The organism is Paraburkholderia sp. GAS348 (assembly GCF_050434205.1).
Taxonomy (GTDB): Bacteria; Pseudomonadota; Gammaproteobacteria; order Burkholderiales; family Burkholderiaceae; genus Paraburkholderia.
Window position 1 is genome coordinate 14,730 of record NZ_JBNPVT010000018.1, and the last position, 23,856, is coordinate 38,585.

The following is a 23,856-nucleotide window of genomic DNA, read 5'->3' on the forward strand; positions in this document are numbered from 1 at the left end:
TGCGGTTCTGTCCGGTGCGCAAGCGGCTCCGGCGCGTGGTGCTGGAAGTGCACCGCCTGGCCCGAGAAGGGCGACAGGCCGGTCGCGACGAACAGCAGCCATGAGAGCATTTCCGCATCTTCTGACGGCGTGGCCGGCAAGAACCTGCGATGCGTGGCGGCCAGGTGGAGCAGGATCGCATGGGAGTCGAACACGCGAAGCGCTACCTCACGCTGAGCGTTTCAAAAATGGCCGCGACGCGGTCGGCCAGATAGGCGTCGGAGACTTCCTTGAGTGCCCGGTTCATTTCACTTTCGACGAGCACCATACCGAGTGGCCAAATCCGCCAGATCGCCTCGATGAGCATGGGCGTGTCGGCGGCCGGTCGCAGTGGGTCGGCATCATAGCGGGCGAGCTGGCGGATGACCAGGTCCACCAGCGACTTTGCGATGGCTGTGAAATGCGGGCGCACGACGCGCACAGCATCGAGCAGCTCCGCGAGCGCGGCGGGACTCGTCGCAGCAGAGGGCGGACCGTTGCGCTCCAGCAGTCCAAGATCGACCGCTTTGGCGAGCATCGTTAGCGACGCCTTATCACCGAACATCTGCTCGAGTTCGCCTAGCGGATCCTGGTCCGGATGTTCGCCCGACCCGTCGTTGTCGTTCTCCGGTCCGAGCCCCAGGATCGAACGCAAGTCGTGTCCCTCGTAGAAGACCGTGATCAGATCCAGGATGTTCGCGAGGGTGTAGCCGCGCGCGAGCAGATAGTTGATGAGTTTGAGTCGCGCGAGGTGCCTGTCGTCGTAGACGCCGACGCGCCCACGCCGTTTCGGCGGCGCGAGGAGGCCGCGATCCTGATACGCGCGCACGTTACGGACGGTGCTGTTGGCAACACGTGCAAGTTCGTCGATCGTGTATTCATGGGGCGGCGCCTCGGGTGGCGCGTCGGGCGCCGGCGTTGGGGGAGGAGGAAGGGGAAGGGGCATTTTGGGCATATCTCGATGACCTTTTCTCGCGCGGCGTCAGAATGTGAACGCAACGCCGGCAAACACGGAATACCGCAACAGGCTGCCAAACTCGCTACTGCTCGGTCCGCGTGTGACGGACGGAACCAGATACAGCTGCCAGTTCTCACCCACTTCGTATTCGAGATCGGAGACGAGTTCAGTGGAGTGGTCGTTAATATCCTGGATAACGCGCACCGTCAGGTTGAGGTTATGGAAGATCTTGGTATCGACATACTGCAGGAGGACGTAGTCTCTGCGGGGTAAAGGATTGGTTGGATCGAGGTTCGCTGGCGATACGCACCGATCGATCTGCGAACCGTTACAACCGATGTTGTGATGAAAATACTCGACGGTAATGGTGGGGCCGGCTGCAAGCGTGTACGCGGCGCCGACGAGTATGTCGTAATCGGTGCGCGGTGTGGACGAATTGTGCGATACCGCTACGCTGCCTTCCGAATACGTCAGCAGGGCGTCGGAAACGGTCCAGCCACCGAAATAGCCGATCCTGTAGGGCGTCGTCTCGCGTTTGGACGCGATCACCGAGAAATAGCCCCTGTCCGCGGTGTAATCCAGCTTCGCGGCATACGCCTTGTGGAACGGACCGGTTTCCTCGCCACTATCTTCGAGACGGCCAACCCCGGTGTTCGCGATCAGCGACAGGGTCCAGGAGGAGTTCGGGATGACGACGACCCTGCCGTAGTCCTGTCCCGGCTGCTCGATAGCCGGATTGTTCTTGCCGTTATTCTGGTTGAAGGGATTAGACGGGGACAGCAGTTGGGACGGTCCCCACTGCAGGTTTTCGCGTCCATAGCTCACTAACAGCTGATTCGTTACGCGATAGCGGGCAATCCATTCATTGATGTATGCGGTAGCCGTCGTCGTGTCGGTGTTGGCATCGACGCCGTTTTGCACCCTGCTCCATGAAGTCGTGAAGCGGGGCTTGATGCCAAATTCGAACTGACGGAAATTCAGATCGAAATCAGGCCTGAAGTTCAGTTCCGTCTGATATCGAGGAATCGCTAAAGCATTGTCTGGATTGAGTCCCGAGTTGACCGGGTCCTGCACGATGCCGTAGCCGATAAGATAGATCCTTGAATAGAACCCGTCGAGGAGTTCCTGGCCGAGCGTTGGCGTTGACGTTGACGGTTGGGCAGCGTCGGAAGCGCCGAGGGTCAGGGGCGGCGCGTTGACGGACGGCTGGCCAGTGATCGTCGGTTGCGTACCCTCAGAATCCGCGAAGGTTGCGGCAGGTTCGTTAGCGAAGGCCTCCGCGCGCGTTGTCGGCGGTGGCGTATCGTTTGAGTCGACGGCAGTCGCGCCTGTCGCGTTCGCGACCGTCTCGCCCGACGTCTGCGTTGCCGGTTGCGCTGCAGCGGCCTCGGCGGCCCGCCGGCGTAGCGCGTCGTCGATCGCCTGCGCGAAGGTTCGCGGCGTCGGTTGCACACCGTTGGAATCGGCAAGCGTCACGGTTGGCGCGTTGACGGGCGGCTGGGCAAGCGTCTGTTCGGTTGGTGGGGCGTTGACGGGATCGGCGATGCCGAGTCGGGGTGTGGCGAGGCTCATACCAAGTGCGATCCCCGACACAATGCTTAACGGTGTTGTCATGGCAGCCCTCAATTTCAATGGCTCGATGCGGGGATCGCGTACTGAGGCAGGAGACCGGGCCGTTCATCACGTCACCCCGCAGGGTGTGTCGCGTGATGAAGGGCCCTGGATGGTCATCGGTTCGCACGAAATCCCCGTCATTTGCCGAGCACGCTTTGCCCTCATCAGAACCGGTAGTTCAGCTTCACGCTCCCGGCTTTGACGGATGCGTGATCGGTGTCGAGCAATGTGTCAAAGCCCGCGGAGATCTGAAGTGCCTTGGTAGCCTGTACGGTCAGCGCAAAGCCGGCCGTCACCAGGTTCTTCGGCAGGGTCGCCCCGTAACCGGTGAACAGGGTGCCGTCTTGCGCACTCACCGACACCGCACGATTCGTAGTCCCAAGCTCTCGCGCATAGCCCACCTTCATTTCCAGAGTCGCGGGCCGCGTCACGCTACCGAAGGCGTACTTCAATGCCAGTTCGGCATACGGCTGCACGCTCTGGATGTTGTCGGTTCCGACTGACAGGTCTTGCCCGCCGGCCCCCGATTCGCTAAACGCGTCGCCGTGGAAATACGCGTAACGGATCCCGGCGCTCGGGATCAGCCTGAAGCCGCCAAGCGCTGGGGTTGGCATGCTTGCCTGCGCCGCTGCGGTCACTTCGAAGCCGTTGTGGTCACCCGTCGCCGTTTCCGTTTGCCCGAGATTGAAAGGCCGTTTCTGAGCGAGGAAGTCGTAACCCAGACCCACCGTTGCGCCCAGATTGACCGAACCCATCGAGGTCGCGGCGTAGATCGACGAACGCAGGCTATCCACGGTGCCGGTGTCGGGCGTCGAGCTTTCGCTCACGTCTGAGTGACTGTAGGCGACGGTACCGCCCACGGTATAGACCCCGATCTGATGATCGTAGCCAGCGACGAAGCCGTATTGATGCGCGGAGAAGCCTGACACCGTCCCGCTATCGATCCGCTCATAGTCTCCGTCCGCCTTGATCCAGAGTGAATCGCCGTTACCCGTGCAGTCGGCTGCGTTGCCGTCGCGGCACAGCACACGGAGGCGTTCCAGCACCGTTGCGTTCATCGACTGGGCGCTCTGCGACGCGGCCGAGCCGGTGGCCGTGAAGATGCTGGTGTTGATCGGTGCAAGAACAAGGTCGACTTCGGTCGGTTTGTAGCTGACCGATGGCGTCACATATTGGAAACTCGCGCCCGGTTCGAGCGTATTCGTGGGCGGCGACGTGAACGTGCCACTCACCGAGGAGGCAGTCAGGATCTTGATCGTTCCCGGCGCGTACGCCGTGGTGCCGGCATCGTAGACAATTCCCAGCGTGCCATTCAGTGTCGCATTGCCCAGGATGCTCAACCGCGAGTTGGCGGTCGGACTGATTTCGACCGTCAGCGTCCCGGTCGGCGCCTGCGTGTAGTTGCCGCCAATTGTCGTCGTGCCGATCGAGCCGCCAGGCATGACGGTGCCGCTGTTGACGACATTGCCGCCGATCGTGCCATAGCCGCGCAACGTGCCGCCCGGGTCGACCACCACGTTTCCGCCGAGCGAAGCGGTGGGGTGGGCGCTGTCGCCGACTTCGAGCGTGCCCGACATGACGTTCGTCGTGCCGCTGAATCCGGAGTTCACGCCATTCAATATCACCATGCCGCTGCTTTCCTGGACAAGGGCGCCGCTGCCGCTGACGGCATCGCTATACATATACGTGCCGGCGAGATCGAACATCACCGCGCCGTTATTAGCCGCGTTGCCGACAAGATTTCCGGACGGACTGCCTTGTCCGATCTCGAGCGTGCCGCCGCTGTTCACCGTGGCGCTGATGACCGTACCGTCGACATACTGATAGCCGCCGCTGTTGACGGTGGAATTGCTTGTCGTGCCGCCGCTCGCCACGGTTTGCTCGCCGCCCTTGTTGATGGTGGTGCTGACGGCGGTGCCGCCGTAGCTGACCATCTGATGGCCTCCGCTGTTGATCGCGGTCATGCTTGCCATGCCGCCGCTGGCGACGGACTGTGTTCCGGCGTTCTTGAGCGTGGTGCCGATGGCGGTGCCACCGCTGTTCACGCGCTGGTAGCCGCCGTTGTTGACCTTGGTGGTGTTGGCGGTGCTCCCGCTGTTGACGTACTGAACGCCGCCGTCGAGCTTCGTGCTGTACACCGTGCCGCCGCGCGCCACTGTCTGTACACCGCCGCTGTCGACCGTGTTGTTGGTGGCGGTGCCGCCGTAGACGTCCTGATAAGCGCCGCTGCCGACCGTGGTGAGGTTGGTGGTGCCGCCGCTGTGGACGTACTGGATGCCACCGCTGCTGAGCATCGTGCTGTTGGCCGTACCACCGCTGCCCACCGTTTGCACGCCGCCGCTGTTGATGGTGTTGCTGGTGGCGCTGCCGCCGTAGACGTCCTGGTGGCCACGGCTGTTGACGGTCGTGACGTTTGCCGTGCCGCCGCCGCCGACGTACTGGATGCCACCGCTGTTGAGCATCGTGCTGTTGGCCGTACCACCGCTGACCACCGTTTGCACGCCGCCGCTGTTGATCGTATTGTCGGTGGCGGTGCCGCCAAAGACGTTCTGATAGCCGCCGCTGCCAACCGAGGTGAGGTTTGCGCTGCCACCGCTGTCGACATACTGGGCGCCGCCGCTGATCGTGTTGCTGGTGGCCGTGCCGCCGCTGGCCACGGTCTGCGTGCCGCCGCTGCCGATGGTGTTGCTGGTGGCGCTACCGCCGTAGACGTCCTGGTGGCCACCGCTGTTGACGGTCGTGACGTTTGCCGTGCCGCCGCCGCCGACGTACTGGATGCCACCGCTGTTGAGCATAGTGCTGTTGGCCATACCACCGCTGACCACCGTTTGCACGCCACCGCTGTTGATCGTATTGCTGGTGGCGGTGCCGCCAAAGACGTTCTGATAGCCGCCGCTGCCAACCGAGGTGAGGTTTGCGCTGCCACCGCTGTCGACATACTGGGCGCCGCCGCTGATCGTGTTGCTGGTGGCCGTGCCACCGTTGGCCACGGTCTGCGTGCCACCGCCGCTGACGGTGCTGCTGGTGGCGCTGCCGCCGTAGACGTCCTGATAGCCACCGCTGTTGACGCTAGTGACGTTTACGGTGCCGCCGCCGCCGACGTACTGGATGCCACCGCTGTTGAGCATCGTGCTGTTGGCCATACCACCGCTGACCACCGTTTGCACGCCACCGCCGTTGATCGTATTGCCGGTGGCGGTGCCGCCAAAGACGTTCTGGTAGCCGCCGCTGCCAACCGAGGTGAGGTTTGCGCTGCCACCGCTGTAGACATACTGGGCGCCGCCGCTGATCGTGTTACTGGTGACCGTGCCACCGCTGGCCACGGTCTGCGTGCCGCCGCTGCTGATGGTGTTGCTGGTGGCATTGCCGCCACTGATCACGGTCTGCGTGCCACCGTTGTTGACCGTCGTGATGTTCGCGGTGCCACCGTCGCTGACGTACTGGGCGCCGCCGCTGATCGTGCTACTGGTGGCCGTGCCGCCACTGATCACGGTCTGCGTGCCGCCGCCGCCAATGGTGTTGCTGATGGCGCTGCCGCCGTAGACGTCCTGGTTGCCACCATTGTTGACGGTAGTGACGATTGCGGTGCCGCCGCTGTCGACGTACTGGATGCCGGAATTGACTGTGCTACTGATCGCCGTGCCACCGTAGCCGATATCCTGGATGCTGTTGTTGATCGTGGTGTCGATGGCCGTGCCGCCGTAGAGGATCTGCTGGATGCTCGTGTTGAGTGTGGTGCTGGTGGCAGAGCCGGCAAAGGCAATGACCTGATAGCCCGCGTTAAGCGTGGTGCTGGTCGCTGCGCCCCCCGTGTCGATGACCTGAACGCCCGCGGTAATCGTCGTGTCATTCGCCGTACCGCTGCCGTTGATCAACTGGATGCCGGCGGTGATGGTGTTGTTTTTGGCCGTGCCGCTGTTGTTGATGACCTGGACGCCGGCAATGATCGTGTTGCTGGTGGCCGACCCACCGTCGTCGATGTACTGGATGCCAGCGTTGATCGTGGCACTGCTGACTGTCCCGCCGGAGTTGACCGTCACCGTAATGCTATCTGCGGTCGCGGGAATGACGGACACCGAAAACTGGCTTGGGTTATGCAGTCCTCCGGCTACCAGTGCCACTGCATCGGCCACCTGAGCAGCAGTCCCGGTGCCATTGACCACCGTGTCGGTGGCCGAGCCGCCGCTGCCCACGTATTGGAGACCGGTGTAGACCGTGGTGCTGGTGACCGAACCACCGCCGAGGACTTGCTGGGTACCCGCGTTATTGACGGTGGTGCTGACGGCGTGGCCGCCGTAGACGTCCTGATAGCTGCCGCTATTGACCGTGGTGACGCTCGCGGTGCCGCCGCTGCCGACGTACTCGCTGCCGCCGCTGTTGATGGTGTTGTTGACGGCGGTCCCGCTGCTGGCCACGGTTTGGGTGCCGCCGTCGACCATGGTGCTGGTGGCGCTGCCGCCGTTGACGACCTGCTGGGTGCCGGCATTGTCAACGAGGGTGCCGCCAGCCGAGCCGCCCGTGACATCCTGAGTGCCACCGCTGTTAACGACGGTGCCGGAGGCCGTGCCGCCGCTGAGGACGAACTGGGTAGCGCCCGCCGGCACGGACACCCCTGTGCTTGTCACCCCGGACGAAACGACGCATGAAACGACGCATTGCGCCATCGCCGGTGGCGCGATCCAGACATGAACAATGACGCTCGCAAGCAGTAGGGACGTCAAGCGTGGGAGCCGCCGTGTGCGGCGGCCGAACGTATGGACACAGAACGTGCGACGGTAAGTGATCGGTTTCATGAAGGATTCTCCATTGCGTGCGCATACTCGAAAGCTCTGACAAAGGGGGCGATGGCGCTGCCACCCCGCGGCGTGCTCTATCACGAGACCGTCACTTCTATCCGTTGCAAAACGAGAAGCGTCGTAAACTCTCCGTTGGTTCGATAGCGAAGAGGGCTTGGGTAAAACTACAACTCGAGAGCCGGCTGTGATCACTGCTCCGGCCGCCACTTCCGTCTATCTGACGTAATATGGACAACGTATTAAGTCAGTCGATTTAACTGTCAGACTCGAAAAACCCAGGGATCCGGCGTAGCATCGATTTGACCTGCTCCGGCGTAATCAGACGGGTGCATTCGAATTGACGTGGCGTCCCCGCATGTCGGGGGCACCACAAAAAATCGGCGTGGTCAAAGCGCACGCGTGCGTCGTTCCAGCAACTGTTGCAGGGGTGGTAATTGATCACCCGATACGGTGTCGAAAATTCGTTGGCCGCACTTGAGAAGCCGCTGATCAGCACGACGGGCGTACCTGCCGCCCACGCCAGCCAGGACAGCCCGCTCGAGAGTCCGATGAAGAAGTCGGCATGCTTGAGCCAGCGCGCCCGCTCGGTGAGCGGCTGATCGCCGGTCTGATCCTCCGCGCCGTAGGGAATGTGATTCCATACGATCCCGTGACCATGTGTCGGCTTCTGGTCAATGCAAATCACCCGGTAGCCGCGTGCCCTGAGAAATTCGACGATCTCCCGCCAACCAGTTGGGTGGTTCCAGTATTTGCACTGCGTCGTGCTTTGCGCTGCTATGCAGACATAGCGCTCGGGGATCGGCCGGCTGTCGTCTTCGAGGGCCAGCAGAGGCGCCTGCTCCGCAGCATCTACACCGAGGATGTGGCCGGCGGTTCGATGCAATCCGACTTGCCGGAAATCGCATGGCTGCCATTCGGACGACGCGTCATCAAAGAACAGTCCGATGTTATAAGTCGCGTAGTACTGTTCGGGCTTGACTTCTTCCGGTGTGATGAACTGGATGTCCGGATAGGCCTCCTCGAATAGGGGAATGAGTACGCCGGACATCGCACAGGTCAACCGGCAGCCATGCTGCTGCTGGAATTTCACTGCATAGGGGAACCAGCCGATGATGTCGCCTAGCGTGCCGACGGGGAACTGAATCAGCACAGGCCGGCTCTTCGCGTCGTAGGTGTGATCCACGACGCGCAGGCCGTCGCCATGCGACTGATCCCAGACCTCGATCCCAAAGCGCACGTAGTACTTCTTGGCGCTCGACACCGCGCCGGCCCCAATTGCGGTTTCAAACAGGACGTTGCCGGTATCGAGATCGCGCAAACGGATGCGCCATTTACCGTCGGGCAGCGTGATCCTGCAGCCAAGGTTGAAGTCAAACCGGATTCCCCTGGATGCCTTCTGCGTCGGGATGCCAGCGGGTGCGGGAAACGGCCCCTTCGCGGGTGCGGGCGAGGTCGCGGGGGCGACTCCAGCCGACGCGGGAGGCGCATCCAGCAAAGTAACATCCGTCGATTCGGAATAGTTAGTCATGCTGACCTCTTAGTAAAAAATGTACCCGTGATGGAAAGCCATGGAGATTGCTCCAATAGTGTTCCACGGAAGGCAAGACGGCCTGACCCTTCAATCCGTGGCTTCCTGCTGAACCGGAAAACGTCTTGCGCCGGTCCGCCATCCTGGAATGAAACGTTCTCCGGAAATGGTCTGTCTCATTCGCTAACGATGCGTCAATACGTCACTTCAGTAAAATAAGCAAAACTAAATAACACTGCGAGTGAGGCGATGACGGATGTCGCGCGAGAATTGACGGTCAGGCGCCAGCTTGCTGCGATGCGGTTTTCGGGTTTGTTTAAAACTTGTCCCGCCTGACCAATCCAGATGTCCTCACCTGAACGTCTGCCTGAGCGCTGCTATGTTCCTGAATTGACTCCGTTGGGTGCCTTGCCGCTAACAGCCCGATCGCGAGCTAGCATCCGATATTCGACCGGGGAGACCGCGAGGTACTTCAGAAAATATTTGCGTAGATGGTCGCCGTTGAACAGGCCGCATCGCCGGGCAATCTTGTCGACTGGCAGGTCGGTTTGCACCAGCAACAGTTGTGCATTTTCGAGGCGAACCCGGGCCAGATATTCGTGCGGAGTCTGGCCGATTTCCGATTTGAAGCGCCGGAGAAAATTTCGCTCACTCATGGATGCGCGTCGGGCCAGCTCGGAGATCGAGACAGAACCGGCGTGATTGCTTTTGATCCAGAGGACAGATGCTTCAATTCGTTCGCTCAACGCGACGGTGCCACGGACGCTGGTCGGCGCAGCGCCCCCCCGGGTGAGGGAGCGATTGGCGCGCAGTATTTCGCTGCGGATCCGCACCAGCACGCCAAAGTCACGTTCGACCGTCGCAAGTAGCCGGTGCAACGCCTGTTCGCCTTGGGCGAGCTTCACTTCGGGATAGCCCGGCTTCGAAGGGTTGGCCACGCCACGCGCTCCGTGCTCCAGTTCCGCAAGCGGGGCGCCCAGTGCCGTGGCAGGCAACAGGCCGGTCGCGGCGAGCATATCATGGGCGTCAGCCGAAATCGCAATGAGTTCGACTTCAGGGCCGGCTTGCGCCAGCCAGCTGGCAACCCGCGGATCACACGTACCACCGCCCCCGCCAACAAAAATCGACTTGAAGATGCGCGGGTCGAAATCGTCGATGTTCTCTGCAAACAGGCGAATTGAGGATGCGCATGACACGAACCCTTTCTGGGTAGACAGCATGTGGACGCTGTAGCGGTGCGCGTCTGCGCTCGTATAGGGTAACGACTCATTCCACCGCTGATAGGTCTCGGCAACGGCGGCTGCTTCGCTGAGAGGACATTCATCAAGAATAAGCAGCGCAATTTGGCGCGTACCGTCCATGAGGGGCGCTTGCTCAGTCTGAATTTGCGCACCATCCGCAGCATCGTTCCAGTGTCTCAGGTTCATCGATTCCCCCGTCTCGTATCCGCAGATTTATCCAGCGGTTGCGTTGCAGCATACTGACGAATTATTGGGGCGGATGGTTTTCGTCCGAAAAGTAGGTTTTTTTGGCGGTTTTCGGAACGACAGCGCATTCCGCGTGAAGGCGACCATCGATTCCGCGGCACCAGACCCCGAGATTGCACAGCAAACAGACTGCGCATTCCACAGGAAAACCCGCGACTTCCCAGGCGCCGTGAGTGCGATGACCCGATCGAGGTGTCAACCAGCACATCCATGCGCAGACGTGTTGGACATGGTGTTGTTGCGTTCGGTCAACCCCCTGGCATTGCTCAACGATTTCATCTCCTCGCAGCTCCGACCCTGCTCGTCTGCAAAATACGCTGCTCGTGTCCGGAGCAGACGCAGCATCGCCGATCCCCTTGTATTGAACAGGAGAGGCAACTACACGAGCGGCGATGTGCGGCGTCGCAAAATATGAAGGTCGCGTCCGAAATCTAGGGCAGGTTGTCGGAATTGAAGAAAATTATCCAATAACATGGTCATTAACAGATCGACGTTTGAAACTGCAACCGGGGTTCCAGGGCATTCCCCAGGCGACGAAAAAACTGGATGCGGCTTTGAATGCACCCAGAATGGGTTGATCGAAACTGAGATTGCTCGTTGTCATCGTGACACGGGCGAGTTGAACGGGGTATCCATAACACTGAATGTGTGAACACGCTCACCGACGAAGCGCGACGGGTAAGCTTGTCTTGCCGAGGCGTGCGCGGTCATTCCTGAATGTGCGACCGGTGTGAAGGATATCAGCCGGCGGTATTAGCTGGCTGATTCCACACTCGTTTGATCGTTGATAGACGAAGCGGACCCACTCCCGCGGTAGTGCTGTTCGGGAATCGGTGGGGCTGAACTGGAATTGTCGGTCGCAAATATGATGGTTAAAGAGAACACAGCACGGGCGGTATCCTTGTACAACATTTAGGATGACGAAAAATGAATGCTGACGCCATTGTGATGACAAAGCTGCGCGATACGTTTAGCCATGTCGAATTTGCTGGCAGTCTGGATGAATGTCTGGGCGAACTGGCATTGAGGGCAGGCGAGATGCTTAATGCGGGATGCGCGATCGCAATGTTGAGCGAACGGCAGGTGGAGGAGATCGGCTTGCGTCCGGGGACGGAATTTGGCGATGTGCCGGACAGGCCATTTGAAATGGCCGACGCTCAAGGATCCATGCATCCCGGTTATGACGCTTCGGTGCCGGGCGAGGATGTGGAGTGCGGGATCATTCCCGCAGGTATTGCCGCGGATACCCGGACGGGAAAACGCATGTTTTCGGCCATCGTGATGCATGGAAAAGTCATCGGTGTCGTTCGTGCCTACCAGCCACAACACCGGCATTGCTTCAGCGCCGATGACCTGCAATTGTTCGCCATTCTGACGCTTGTCATTACGAAGTCGATTCAGGTGATTCAGTTGCAAAACATTCTGAGGTCACGCTTTACGCAGATGGCGTTGACGCGATCTGGGGAGAAAACCATTGGGGAAATTGTGGCGGAATCAGCCCAGACACCCAATCAGATGGCGCGGATTCTGGCCAAATCGTTTTACCGGGAAATGATCGGTGCGGGATTCAATTTCAATCAGATTATTTTCGCGGCGTCGGAAGTGATTTCAGAGTTGACCGACAACATGCGCAAGCACCGCGATGCGTACAAACGCCGCGTCGCCCACACCGAAGCGCGAGAGGGTAGGCCGAGCCAGTCCGGACAACCCGAGGTTGTCTGAGGGCCGCACGCGCAGGGACGATTGTGGCGCGCAGGCGCGACGAACGGGGTAGGTGGAAGAAAAGCCACACGCTGGGTGCCATAGCGGTGTGGCGTACGGGGGATGCTGATCATGACTGTCAGACCTGACGTTGGCAAGTGGATGACCGATCATCATGTTGTCTGGATGGAGGGCGACGAGCTGTTGTGCCGTGTCCCCTTCACAGGGGTTGACTGGACGATGCTCGAGGAGATGGTTTTACACGAGGCGCCAGTGGCCTGCGCGCACGAAGACGAGGCACAACGATCCGCAAGGCCGGCGCCTGCCGCTGTTAACCTGGTTCGGCAACCCGTGCACCGACGCTTCGAGGTGTACGCCCAACTGAATCCCGGCGCACGTGCCGTGAAGTTCAACCAGTCCGAACTCACCTATGGCGAACTGGACAGTCAGGCAGATGGACTGGCCGTTCTCCTGCAGTCCCAGGGACTGGGCCCCGGCGATCTGTGTGCCATCTGCATGCAGGGATCGTTGGCGATGGTGCGCGCGATTCTGGCGGTGCTGAAAGCTGGCGGGGCCTGTTTGCCACTGGACCCGACGCTCCACGACGCGCGGATTGCAGCCACGCTCAGCGCTTCGAACGCAAGAACCGTGATCACCCAGGAAGCGTTCTCGGACCGGTTCGCCGGGACGAACGCGCAGATCATTTACTGCGATGAGCAAACCGATGATTTGCCATGTTCATGGCCTCTGGATTGTCTGACTGAAGACGTTTCGCCGGCCTGCGCAATTTGCAGGTTTTCCGAGGTGGACTGTCCGGTCATCGTGGTGAAAGACCACGCAAACGTGATCGACGGGCTGGAGTCGATGCAAGAGATCAGCCCGATCGGCCAGGGCGATTCCCTGTTGCAGAGCTCTGATTACGCTTTTGACGCCAGCGTATGGGAATTTCTTTGGCCGCTGACCCACGGGGCGCGATTGGTGATTCTGCCGGCGCGGGAAAAGATGGATCTCGAGCGAATACGGCAACTCATCGTTCAAGAGCGCATCACCGTCATGCACGTCAACTTACGATGAAGAGGTTGGTCTCATGAGAGCAGCTCGATTGAAATCTGTGCCGGTGGTGGCGATTACACCGTCGCATCGGCTGACACCCGGGATCGCGATTGGCGCGTGCAGGGCCGGGGCATCAGGCGTGCTGGACCTGGGCATCCGCAGGGAGTCGCCGGACATCAAGGCGGCGCTGGCCGAGCTGACCCGCGCGGCGGGTAGCGCGGAGCACTGGGGGATTCGCTGGGATACCCTGGGGGAAGCGTCGAAAGACCTCACGCGCCTGGCGGAAATCGTCGGCTCGCTCGCGCCTGTACCCGTTCTGGTGCTGGCTGGCCTCACGGCCGAAGATGCCACGCGGGTCCACGAAGCCGCGAAGCGGCTAGGACGCGAAGTCATCCTGGAAGTGCACGATCTGGCTACGGCGCGTGCGGCACAGGCGGCGGGCTATGACGGACTCGTTGTCAAAGGGCATGAGTCTGGCGGACGGGTCAGTCCACATTCGTCGTTCATGTTGCTGCAAGAGTTTCATGGGCAACTCAGCATTCCCTACTGGATTCAAGGCGGCGTTGCCCTGCATAGTGCCGCATCGGCCGTGCTGGCGGGAGCCGCAGGCGTGGTTCTATGCGAGCAGTTGTGGTTGGCCGAAGAAGGGCCATTCACTACGGTCGAGTCGCGCACACAGTGGGGGCATCTCGATGGCAGTGAAACCTCGTTGATCGGCGCAACTGATGCGCTCTATCGGTTCTTTAGCCGCTCGGGTCGAGGCCGGCTGCGTGAGCTCGAAGTTGCGGTTGCCAAAGGGGAACCCTGGCAGGAGACCGTGGCGGACGGCCTGGCAGAACCCGACAATGGATTGATCGCCGTCGGACAGGATATCGCGTTCGCGGCGCCTCTTGCCAGGCGCTATGGGACGGTTGGACGCATTATCACCGCCGTTCGCGAAAGCATCGCTGAGTGCCTGGAAAGGGCGGCTGCGCAGACTCCCCTTGTACCGGGTTCAGCGCTTGCAACACTGCATGGAACACGTTTCCCCATTGTTCAAGGACCGATGACGCGGGTCAGCGACGTCGGATCCTTTGCAAAAGCCGTGGCCGACGGGGGCGCACTTCCGTTCATGGCGCTGGCCGTTCTGCGTGGCCCGCAGGTGCGTGCGATGCTGACCCGAACCAAGGAGCTGATCGGCGATCTGCCTTGGGGTGTAGGCATACTCGGCTTCATACCCCTCGAGTTACGCCAGCAGCAGCTCGACATCGTACGGGAGGTCAAGCCGCCATTCGCGATCATCGCGGGCGGTCGGCCTAGCCAGGCGCGCGAACTGGAGGACGTCGGTATTACCACGTATCTGCATGTACCTTCGCCGGGCTTACTGCGCGGCTTTCTGGCGGACGGCGCGCGCAGATTCGTGTTCGAGGGCAGCGAATGCGGCGGTCATACGGGCCCCCGCACCAGCTTTATCCTTTGGGAATCCGCGATCGAGATCCTGACGAGCGCCGACATCAAGGATCCAGAATCGGTTCAAGTCCTGTTTGCGGGTGGCATCCACGACGCGATGTCTGCGGCCATGGTGTCCGTGCTGGCCTCGCCCCTGGTCGCGCGCGGCATGAAGGTGGGCGTGCTCATGGGCACGGCTTATCTCTTCACCCATGAGATCGTCCGCGCCGGAGCGATCGTCGAGGAGTTCCAGCAGCAGGCCGTCGATTGTCAGGAAACAGCGCTGTTGCAATCTGGCATCGGAATTTACACGCGCTGCGCGCAGACGCCGTTCTGCGATGAGTTTGAAGGGGTGCGGCGCGAGCTCGTTCTGGCATCGAAGTCCGAAGACGAGACCTTGATGGCGCTGGAGTTGATGAACATCGGCAGGTTGCGCATCGCAGCCAAGGGGATCGCGCACAACAGCGATCCCGCCTCCCAGAGTGGTGACGATCGCTACGTCAACGTCGATAGCGAAACCCAGCGTCGCGAAGGCATGTACATGTTGGGCGAAGTGGCACGGCTAAGAAGTCGCACGTGCAGCATCGCCGAACTTCACGCTTCCGTATCGACGGGCAGCGAAGCACTGCTGAGGCATCGCAAAGCGCGCAGCATACAGCTGCCTCCTCGGTCCCGTCGCGAGGATATCGCCATTGTCGGGATGGCTTGCCTGTTTCCTCGCGCGGAAGGACTGCGTGACTATTGGCAAAACATTTTGCGGGGGGTGGACGCGATCCGGGAGGTGACTGACGATCGGTGGAGCGTAGCCGATCTGTTTGATCCAAAGCGCGGTACGCCGGACAAGGTCTATTCGAAGTGGGGCGGATTTGTCGACGATATCCAGTTTGATCCACAGCGGTATGGGATTGCACCGGCGAGCCTTGCCTCCATCGAGCCTGTGCAACTTCTCGCGCTGGAGGTCGCAAGGCAGGCACTGGAAGACGCGGGATTCGATCGCCGCCCGTTCCCTCGTGAAAAGACGGCGACGATCTTCGCGGTAGGCGGGATGAACGACCTGGGCACGATCTTCAATTTTCGCACGCTCTTGCCTCAATACCTCGCCAAGGTGCCGGACCTTCCCGAGCAGACCCGCAAGCACATCCTGGATGCGCTCTTCAGGGATGAACTGCCGAAATGGACCGAGGACACCTTCCCTGGCATCCTCGGTAACGTGGTCTCCGGTCGGGTAGCCAATCGCCTCGACCTGGGCGGAGCCAACTTTACGGTGGACGCTGCCTGTGCTGCATCACTCGCGGCGCTCGATGCGGGCATCAGGCAGTTGCGCAACCACGATGCCGATGTCGCGCTGGTCGGCGGAGTCGATGGTACAAACAGTCCAATCGGTTATATGTGTTTCGCGCAAACCCATGCTCTTTCGCCACGCGGACGCTCGAGACCTTTCGACGAGACCGCGGACGGTATTGCGATCAGCGAAGGGGTGGGGGCTGTGGTGCTCAAGCGCGTGAGCGATGCGGAGCGCGACGGTGACCGGATCTACGCGGTCATCCGGGGAATCGGCAGTTCGAGCGACGGGCGCAACCGCAGCTTGACGGCACCTCATCCTCCCGGCCAGGTAACGGCCTTGAAGCGGGCGTACGCCGATGGCGACGTGGACCCCGCGACCGTCACGCTGATTGAAGCACACGGCACAGGCACAGCACTGGGCGACAAATCGGAGATCGAGTCACTCAACCTTGCCTTTGGCGAGGCATCGCTCGCGACGCAAGTTTGCGCGGTCGGGTCGGTGAAGTCGATGATCGGCCACACCAAGGTGGCGGCCGGCCTGGCAGGCCTGATCAAAGCCGCGCTTGCCCTCAAGCACCGCGTGTTGCCGCCGACGCTGGGCGTCGACAAGCCCGCGAGCGGGATCGATTTCGCCAGGTCGCCGTTTTACATCAATACCGAGACGCGGCCATGGCTGCACGACGGCCGGAATCATCCGCGGCACTGCGGCGTCAGCGCGTTCGGCTTCGGCGGGACAAACTTCCATGCCGTGCTGGCGGAGTACACCGGGGCCTATCGTGACTCCGATGCGGTCGATCTGAATCCCCGTGACGGCGAAATCTTCGCGTTCGCGGGCGCCACCCGCGCCGAGATCGAAAGTGACGTTCGGCGTATGTTGCAAGGGCTGGAGTACGCGGAACAGATTGACCTCGCCCAGCTTGCGTATTCGCTGTACCGGGAGCAGCACGTCGTGCGGCGCGCAAATGGCGGGCAGCCTTGCCGGCTTACACTGCTGGCCGCTTCGGTCGTGGATCTCAAACAGAAGCTGTTGCGCGTTCTCGAACTGCTGCCCAGGCACGCGGAGATTACGCAGCCGCCCGGTATCTACTATCGGGAAACAGCCGACAAGGCAGGCGGGGTCTGTTTCCTCTTTCCTGGACAAGGTTCGCAGCGTATCAATATGCTGCGCGATCTGGCGGTGGCGCTGCCCGCACTGCACGAGCGCTTTGCAGATGACCGGGTCAGGCGCGGCGAAGACCCCAGCCAGCCGATATCGTGCTTTATCTATCCACTGCCCGCTTTCAGCGACGCGGAGCGCGAGGCTCAGCAGCAGGCCCTGAATGCGACCGAAATTGCTCAGCCTGCGTTAGGCATGGTCGAAATGGCGGCGTTCCAGGTGCTCACTGGCTACGGTTTGCGTCCCGACTTTGTTGCAGGTCACAGCTACGGTGAATATGTCGCGCTGTGCGCCGCGGGAGCGATCACGTATGACGACCTGCTGCACCTGTCGCGGTTCCGCGGGCGGCTGTCTGCGAGCGCGCCACCGGGGGCGATGGCGGCGCTCGATGGCGACGGTGAGCAGGTGGCGGCCGCGATCGCCCAGCACGGTCTTGAGGTGAGCATTGCCAATCTGAACGCACCGGACCAGACCATCATCGCCGGAAAGACCGAGGCGATCGACGCGGCGGTGACGTGCTTGAGTCAAGCGTCGCTGCGTGTCAAGAAGCTGCCCGTGAGCGCTGCATTTCATTGCGAAATCATGGCCGGCGCGCGCGACACGCTGGCGGGTGAACTGGCAACGGTCGAGTTCCGTTCGCCGACGATCCCTGTGTACAGCAACACCACTGGCCGCCCCTATCCACAGACGAGCGATGAGGTGCGCGCGCTCCTCGCGAAGCACATTGCGGAGCCTGTCAGGTTCAGGGACGAAATTGACGCACTCTACGAAGCTGGCGCCCGGGTGTTCATCGAATGTGGTCCCGGCCTTGTGCTAGGTGGGTTGGTCGACCGTATCCTGGCCGACAGAACGCACACGACCCTGGCTATCGACGCACCGGGTCGCCCCGGTTGGCTGCAACTCGCGCAATTGCTGACCCAGGCTGTGGCGATCGGGCTCCCGGTGCGGCTTGACACGTGGTTCGCCGGTCGCGGCCTGGTTGAATGTAGTCCGGAGGAGGTCTTTGCCGAGGCGGGCAAGCGGGCCGCCCCAGGACCACTGGTGTGGCGAGTCAACGCGGCTCGCGCACAACCATGGCACGGACCCCAACGAAAGGCGGCGCAACCTCGCAAAGCTCCGGGCGTGACGGAAATTGCCGCACCAGTTGTCGAAGCCCATCCTTCCCGCACGGCGGAGTCACCCGTCGAAGCCCCCAGGCCAACGTTGATAGCGACTCGACACCTGGAGAGTCCATCCATCAGCGACAGGAGAAACGCAATGAAAGCAGATACTGTATCAAGCGACGGGCCAATGGCGACTGGCGCCGGCCCCCAACCTGCAGGCGCCCGCTGCTCGGAGTCCGAGTTCGCGCAGATCCAGTACGGTGTCGGGCGGCTCCTCGACCTGCAATGCGAGCAGCAGCAGAGCCTGCGCCATTTTCTGGATTTCCAGGCACAGCTGATCGGGGTCCAACTGCTGCACTCGCCGCAGCACGTGGGGCAACCCATGGCGATACCTGTTCAGGTGAGCGCAGCGAATCTCGCGCCCCCTCCGCGTGCACAGGCGGAGGCTGTCCCTTCCGTGGCTCCGATGATCCTCAGTGCGGCTCCGCCCACCCCGGTATTGCCCAAACAGTTGGTCGCTTCCAGTACGAGTGTGCCGACTCCGGAGTTCGCGGGTTCCATCGAGGCCCCCGAACCCGTGGCCGCGCCGCTCGAAAGCGGGCCCGCTGCGACGCGTAGCAATGGCAGCCAGCCGCCGAGCCATGCTTCGGCCGCCGAATTCAAGGCTGACCTGCTAAGCACGGTATCGGAACGCACGGGATATCCTGCCGACATGCTGGATCTCGACGCACATATGGAGGCCGACCTCGGCATCGATTCCATCAAGCGGATCGAGATCTTCAGTGGCCTCACGAGCAAATACAACCTGCTTGGCGAGCGCAACGAAGAAGCGGTCATCGAGGAGCTGTCGGGGCTCAAGACCCTGAACGAGGTTATGGGGTGGTACGAGCAGTTACTGGGCGGCGCAGTTGCCGCTGAGCTGGGAGTGATGTCCCCAAAAAAAGCTCAGACTCCACTGTCCACGTTCAATGAGACGGTGGAGTCCAAAATCGATACGACGCAGACCGATCCGGTGCAGTGCTATACGGTCCAGCCGATTGCTGCACACTTTGATGATGGCGTCGGCGTAACCGATTTTCCGGCCGGTTACCCGATCCTGTTGATCGGCGATGAGACGCCGCTAGGCAACGCGTTCAAGAGCGCGCTGAGGCGTGGCGGCCACTCTGTACGCCAGCTCATACCGGGCAAAGCGACACGCGTGCTGGATGAGGGCCGCTATGAAGTCGATTTCTCGTCGCTCGAGTCCGTGCAGCAGCTTCGCGAACTGCTCGCTGGCTCGGCTGAACCGGTCGGCACACTGATCAATTTGATGGGGGCGTCCGGTGACAGCGATGCGCGTGGCCACCATCAACAGGATGGGCGTGCGTTGTTTTTGCTGTTGAAAGTATTCGAGAAGGATCTGAAAAACAGCGCCCAGGGCGGCGCGGGCTGGATAGTCAACGTGACCTCCTTCGACGGACAGTTTGGCCTCAGTCAGTCGCGCGCGTTTGCAGCTGAAAGCGCTGGCATTCTGGGTGTCGCAAAGTCCGTCGCGCGAGAGTGGTCGACGGTCCGCGTGAAGTGCATCGACGTCGCGCCCGGGCTGGAGCCAGACTGGCTGGCGGCGCAGGTGCTGGCTGAGATGCGCAGCGGGCAACCGGGTATCGAAGTCGGGTACACGGGGCAGGGACGCTGGCGGCTTGACCTGAAAAACCATGACGTGCTCCGTCAGGACCTGTCCAGATTGACCCTGGATCCCGACGCGGTGGTGCTGGTCACCGGCGGCGCCTACGGCATCACCGCGGACGTTACCCGCGCGCTCGCCGAAAAGTATCGTCCAAGGTTGATTGTGGTCGGACGCAGCGCACTGCCAGAGGACGAAGCGGAGACGATTTTCGACATCGAGGATCCGGCCGAACTGAAGCAGTTCCTGATCCGGGACATGCGAGCCCGGCACGGCAAGGTGACCCCGGCGGAGGTCGACCGCGCACTCAAACGGGTGATAAGGGACCGCGAGATCCGGGCCAATCTGGCCGCGATGCGAGCGACGGGCGCCCAGGTCGAATATCACAGCCTTGACGTGCGCGACCGGGTCGCGTTCGGCAACCTGATCGACGATGTCTATGCGCGCTGTGGCCGCATCGATGGCGTCCTGCATGGCGCAGGCGTGATTAGCGACAAGCTGATTGCGGACAAGTCCGTCGAATCGTTCGACGCCGTGTTCGATACCAAGGTGACTCCGGCACTCGTGCTGGAGAGCAAGCTGCGCCCGTCGAGCCTGAAGTTCATCGTGTTTTTCTCGTCGGTCACCGGTCGCTTCGGCAACGTCGGTCAGTGCGATTACAGCGCTGCCAATGAGGTGTTGAACAAACTGGCCAACCGGCTCTGTCATACCTGGCCGCATGTCCATGCCGTCTCGATCAACTGGGGGCCGTGGGATGCGGGCATGGTCAGCGACGAGTTGCGCAAACTCTATGCGGCACGATCCATCCGGCCAATACCGGCCGAGCTTGGGCGGCGTCATTTTCTTGACGAATTGGAGCGTGGGGCAAGCGGCAAACCCGAACTCGTCATTTCGTCGAGCATCCAGCAGATCGCCACGCTGCGCCTTGGCCACGAAAAAGGAGCATCAATCAAATGAACACTTTCGCCAAGCCGGTTCTCACCCACTTCTGGCCCGCACAAGTTGCCAAGCCCGTGGCACAGCGCATTACCCTGGAAGTCAGCGCCTATGCGTTGGCGATGGGTTACTGCAAGACCCACGACATTCAGAACAAGGAGGGCGTTCGCCAGGCGATGCGCGACCTGAAGGACAAGTTCTCGAAGTACGCTGTATCGCCCGATCAGATCAGGCGGCGGCAACTCGTGTTCTTCCCGCGGATCAGGGACATTCGCTTCGTCGATGGCGAGCTGGTCCTCGCCGAACCGACTGCGGAGAACAGGCACCTGCGGTTGCACTCATCCGATATGAAGGACCCCAAAGGGGCGGATATCCGGGAGCGTCATGAGAGTTATGGAAAGGTGGTCGGTACCTGCCTCGCCGAGATGTACGACGGCATCACCGCTGCGCCCGATGACATGATCCACGTGACGAGTACCGGATACCTCGCGCCGAGTCCTGTGGAACGGATGGTCGCAAACAAGGAATGGTTCGATACGACGGTCACTCACAGCTATCACATGGGCTGTTACGGCGCCTTTCCCGCCATCAGGATGGCGCACGGCTTTCTGTCGTCCTCGCACTTTGGGACTACGCCGCCGAAGCAACGTGTGGACGTCGTCCATACCGAGCTTCTGTCGGCTCACCATAATCTCGAGGACTCCAGCGCGGAAAACATCGTGGCGATGACCCTGTTCGGCGATGGATTCATCAAGTATTCGGTCTGCTCCGACGAGTACGTGCGAGCGCGAGGACTCCGGGGCCTGAGAATCCTCGCCTTCCGGGAGAACCTGCTCCCGGACTCCGCTGACGACATGACCGAAGTGCCTTCGTCGCACCAGTTCCAGATGACCCTGACGATCAGAGTGCCGATCGTCATCAAGCGCCACGTGCGCCGCTTCGTCATAGCGTTGCTGCAAAGCATCGGAATCGATTTCGAACGCGACAAGCATTCGCTCGTGTTCGCGATTCATCCGGGAGGACCGAGGATCGTCGAGCACATTCAGGACGAGCTTGGACTGCGCGATGATCATGTCGTCATCAGCAAGGAAGTCTTCCGTGATAACGGCAACATGACCTCCGCCACGATCCCGCACATCCTCAAACGAATCGTGGAGGAGAAGGCGATTGCGCCGGGTACGCGTGTCGTATCGCTTGGTTTTGGGCCAGGCTTGACGGTGACCGGACTGGTTATGGAGAAAGTGTGATGGTCAATCACTATAACCATGGCACGCCGCTGATCGCGCGGATTCACGAAGTGAATTCCGCGGCCGAGTTGAGCCGCATCGAAGGGTTCGCTCTGGAGCGATCGTCACCGCCCGCCACGCCGGCCCGCAGAGCACCAGAAGCGGCCGAGGCGACCGCGCGGCGGGAGCGTCCCCCGAAGGGGGGGGATGACGAGGACAACGTATTGCCCTTCATCGGCGAGGTCGTGAGTTACGTTCCAGGCCAGTCAGTCTGCATTGAGCGCACACTTTCGCTGGAAGAAGACCTGCATCTCGCCGACCACCACTTTGTCCACGCTCCCGGCGTCAAGCCGCTCGCCGCCTGTTTTCCCGTCGTTCCGATGACGGTAAGCCTCGAGATCATGGCTGAAGCTGCAGCGTGCCTTGCCCCTGGGTACGGCCTCATCGGTTTCGAGGATGTCTCTGCGGGGCGCTGGATTGCGCTTGCGGATACTGACGAGTTGACGCTGCGAGTGGAGGGGGCCGTCAAGGCTGTCGATACGTCTGCCCAGATCTGCCGGCTCAGCGTCGCCGTTTTCATCAAGGGAGAGTCGCGTCCCTCAGTCAGTGCGACTGTCCTGTTCGGCGCGCACTATCAGCTCAGCCTTTCGTTTGGATCAGGTGCGCCTGCCGACGGAGGACGCCGTTCGTTGCGCGCTGCGCAGGCCTACGAGGAGCGCCACCTGTTTCACGGCCCGCGCTTTCAGTGTCTGGCGGGAACCATGCAACTGGGCGAGCATGGCGCGGCGGTTGAGCTAGTGGTTCGCTCGCCGGACGACATGTTTCGCTCGACCACCCGTCCGCAGTTACTGACCGATCCAGCTCTGCTCGACACGGTCGGACAGACGATGGCGATATGGACCATGGAACAGGGGGACATCGTCTTTCCGGTCGGAATCGGCAAGCTTGAGTTTTACCGGCCCGCCCCGGCTTGCGGAACGCGCGTCCCGATGCGCGTCGAGGTGACCGCGAGCAAAGGGAAGACCCTGACCGCGGACGTCGAAATTCAGGACGGTGCCGGTGGCGTGTGGCTGCGAATCAAGGACTGGAAGTCGTGGCGATTCCAGTGGGACAAACGGCTTACGGCGTTTCGCCGGCTGCCAACCCGGTATCTCCTGAGCGATACGCTCCAGCTACCCGCATTCGAGGCACGCCCGGAGCCGGTCTGTCAGCGAGTCACGAAGCAGCGCCTCGCCGGATTCGATCTCGTCCTCCTTGCACGCCACTACTTGCATATGGATGAAATGGCGATCTTTGCGAGCAAGAACGGTACGCGTGCCCGTCAGATGCAATGGCTGCTTGGTCGTATCGCCGCGAAAGACGCAGTGCGGGCCCTGGATGCCCGACAACGCCGCACCGGGGAAACGCTTCACCCGGCCGCGTTTGCCATCGGCAACGACGAGAAAGGCCAGCCGGTCGTCTCCCGTTGGCGGGATGATGGCGTGCCACCTCCCACAGTGAGTATCGCTCACTGTGACGATGAGGCCATTGCCATTGCTCATTGGAAACCGGTTGGGATCGATCTGGAGCGGATTGCCGAGCACGATGCGCACTTCGTCAAAGCCTTCGCCAGCGAGTCAGAACGTGCGCTGCTGGCGGACTTTTCCGGCGCCGAGCGTCAAGAGTGGATCACGCGCTTGTGGTGCGCCAAGGAAACGCTCGGCAAGCTCATGGGGACGGGAGTCAATGGCGCGCCTCAGCACTTCGAGGCCACTGTCATCGACGCCGACGGCGGTGTTCAGATGCGTCATCGGAGCAGCGGTCACGAGGCGGTCATCACGACAGTGCGCGACGGCAATTTCATTGTTGCCATTGGTCTGGATCTGGCGCGCGCAGGGTGATCGACGGGGCGGGTGGCGCGGAAAT

At 61.4% G+C, this 23,856-nt stretch carries 10 protein-coding genes and 1 pseudogene; 5 read left to right on the forward strand and 6 right to left on the reverse strand.

The genetic code is table 11. The annotated features are described in order from the left end of the window. Positions 1 to 14: 14 nt before the first annotated feature. The 6 genes and pseudogenes from P3T22_RS24565 to P3T22_RS24590 form a co-directional block, all read right to left on the reverse strand. Positions 15 to 194, reverse strand: a pseudogene (locus P3T22_RS24565) (glutathione S-transferase family protein); the annotation flags it as partial. Positions 195 to 202: 8 nt separating this feature from the next. Continuing rightward, entirely contained in the window at positions 203 to 973 is a 771-nt protein-coding gene (locus P3T22_RS24570) for a MerR family transcriptional regulator (RefSeq protein ID WP_082855285.1), read from the reverse strand. 27 nt (positions 974 to 1,000) lie between these two features. After that, positions 1,001 to 2,590 (reverse strand): hypothetical protein, encoded by a 1,590-nt coding sequence (locus tag P3T22_RS24575; protein ID WP_429326409.1) that lies wholly within the window; start codon positions 2,588 to 2,590, stop codon positions 1,001 to 1,003. Between the two features lie 164 nt (positions 2,591 to 2,754). Then, entirely contained in the window at positions 2,755 to 7,383 is a 4,629-nt protein-coding gene (locus P3T22_RS24580) for an AIDA repeat-containing protein (protein ID WP_429326410.1), read from the reverse strand. Between the two features lie 256 nt (positions 7,384 to 7,639). After that, complete coding sequence (locus P3T22_RS24585) at positions 7,640 to 8,914, reverse strand: autotransporter strand-loop-strand O-heptosyltransferase (protein WP_429326411.1); 1,275 nt, start codon at positions 8,912 to 8,914, stop codon at positions 7,640 to 7,642. 377 nt (positions 8,915 to 9,291) lie between these two features. Next, positions 9,292 to 10,341, reverse strand: coding sequence for a helix-turn-helix domain-containing protein (locus P3T22_RS24590; protein ID WP_429326412.1), 1,050 nt, complete (start codon positions 10,339 to 10,341; stop codon positions 9,292 to 9,294). A gap of 987 nt (positions 10,342 to 11,328) precedes the next feature. Here P3T22_RS24590 and P3T22_RS24595 point away from each other — a divergent pair. The 5 genes from P3T22_RS24595 (at position 11,329) to P3T22_RS24615 (ending at position 23,831) form a co-directional block, all read left to right on the forward strand. Next, positions 11,329 to 12,123 carry a hypothetical protein gene (locus P3T22_RS24595; RefSeq protein ID WP_429326413.1) on the forward strand — a complete coding sequence of 265 codons (795 nt, stop codon included), beginning with the start codon at positions 11,329 to 11,331 and terminating at the stop codon, positions 12,121 to 12,123. A gap of 102 nt (positions 12,124 to 12,225) precedes the next feature. After that, the gene (locus tag P3T22_RS24600) at positions 12,226 to 13,176 is read left to right on the forward strand and encodes an AMP-binding protein (RefSeq protein ID WP_429326414.1); all 951 of its coding nucleotides are present in this window, start codon (positions 12,226 to 12,228) and stop codon (positions 13,174 to 13,176) included. A gap of 37 nt (positions 13,177 to 13,213) precedes the next feature. Next, positions 13,214 to 20,746: an SDR family NAD(P)-dependent oxidoreductase gene (locus tag P3T22_RS24605; protein WP_429326470.1), complete on the forward strand. Its 7,533-nt coding sequence runs from the start codon at positions 13,214 to 13,216 to the stop codon at positions 20,744 to 20,746. Continuing rightward, the gene (locus P3T22_RS24610; protein WP_429326415.1) at positions 20,743 to 21,972 is read left to right on the forward strand and encodes a 3-oxoacyl-[acyl-carrier-protein] synthase III C-terminal domain-containing protein; all 1,230 of its coding nucleotides are present in this window, start codon (positions 20,743 to 20,745) and stop codon (positions 21,970 to 21,972) included. Before P3T22_RS24605 ends, P3T22_RS24610 begins: the two co-directional genes overlap by 4 nt. Beyond that, entirely contained in the window at positions 21,972 to 23,831 is a 1,860-nt protein-coding gene (locus tag P3T22_RS24615) for a polyketide synthase dehydratase domain-containing protein (protein ID WP_429326416.1), read from the forward strand. The genes P3T22_RS24610 and P3T22_RS24615 overlap by 1 nt, the downstream gene beginning before the upstream one ends. Positions 23,832 to 23,856: the final 25 nt, after the last annotated feature.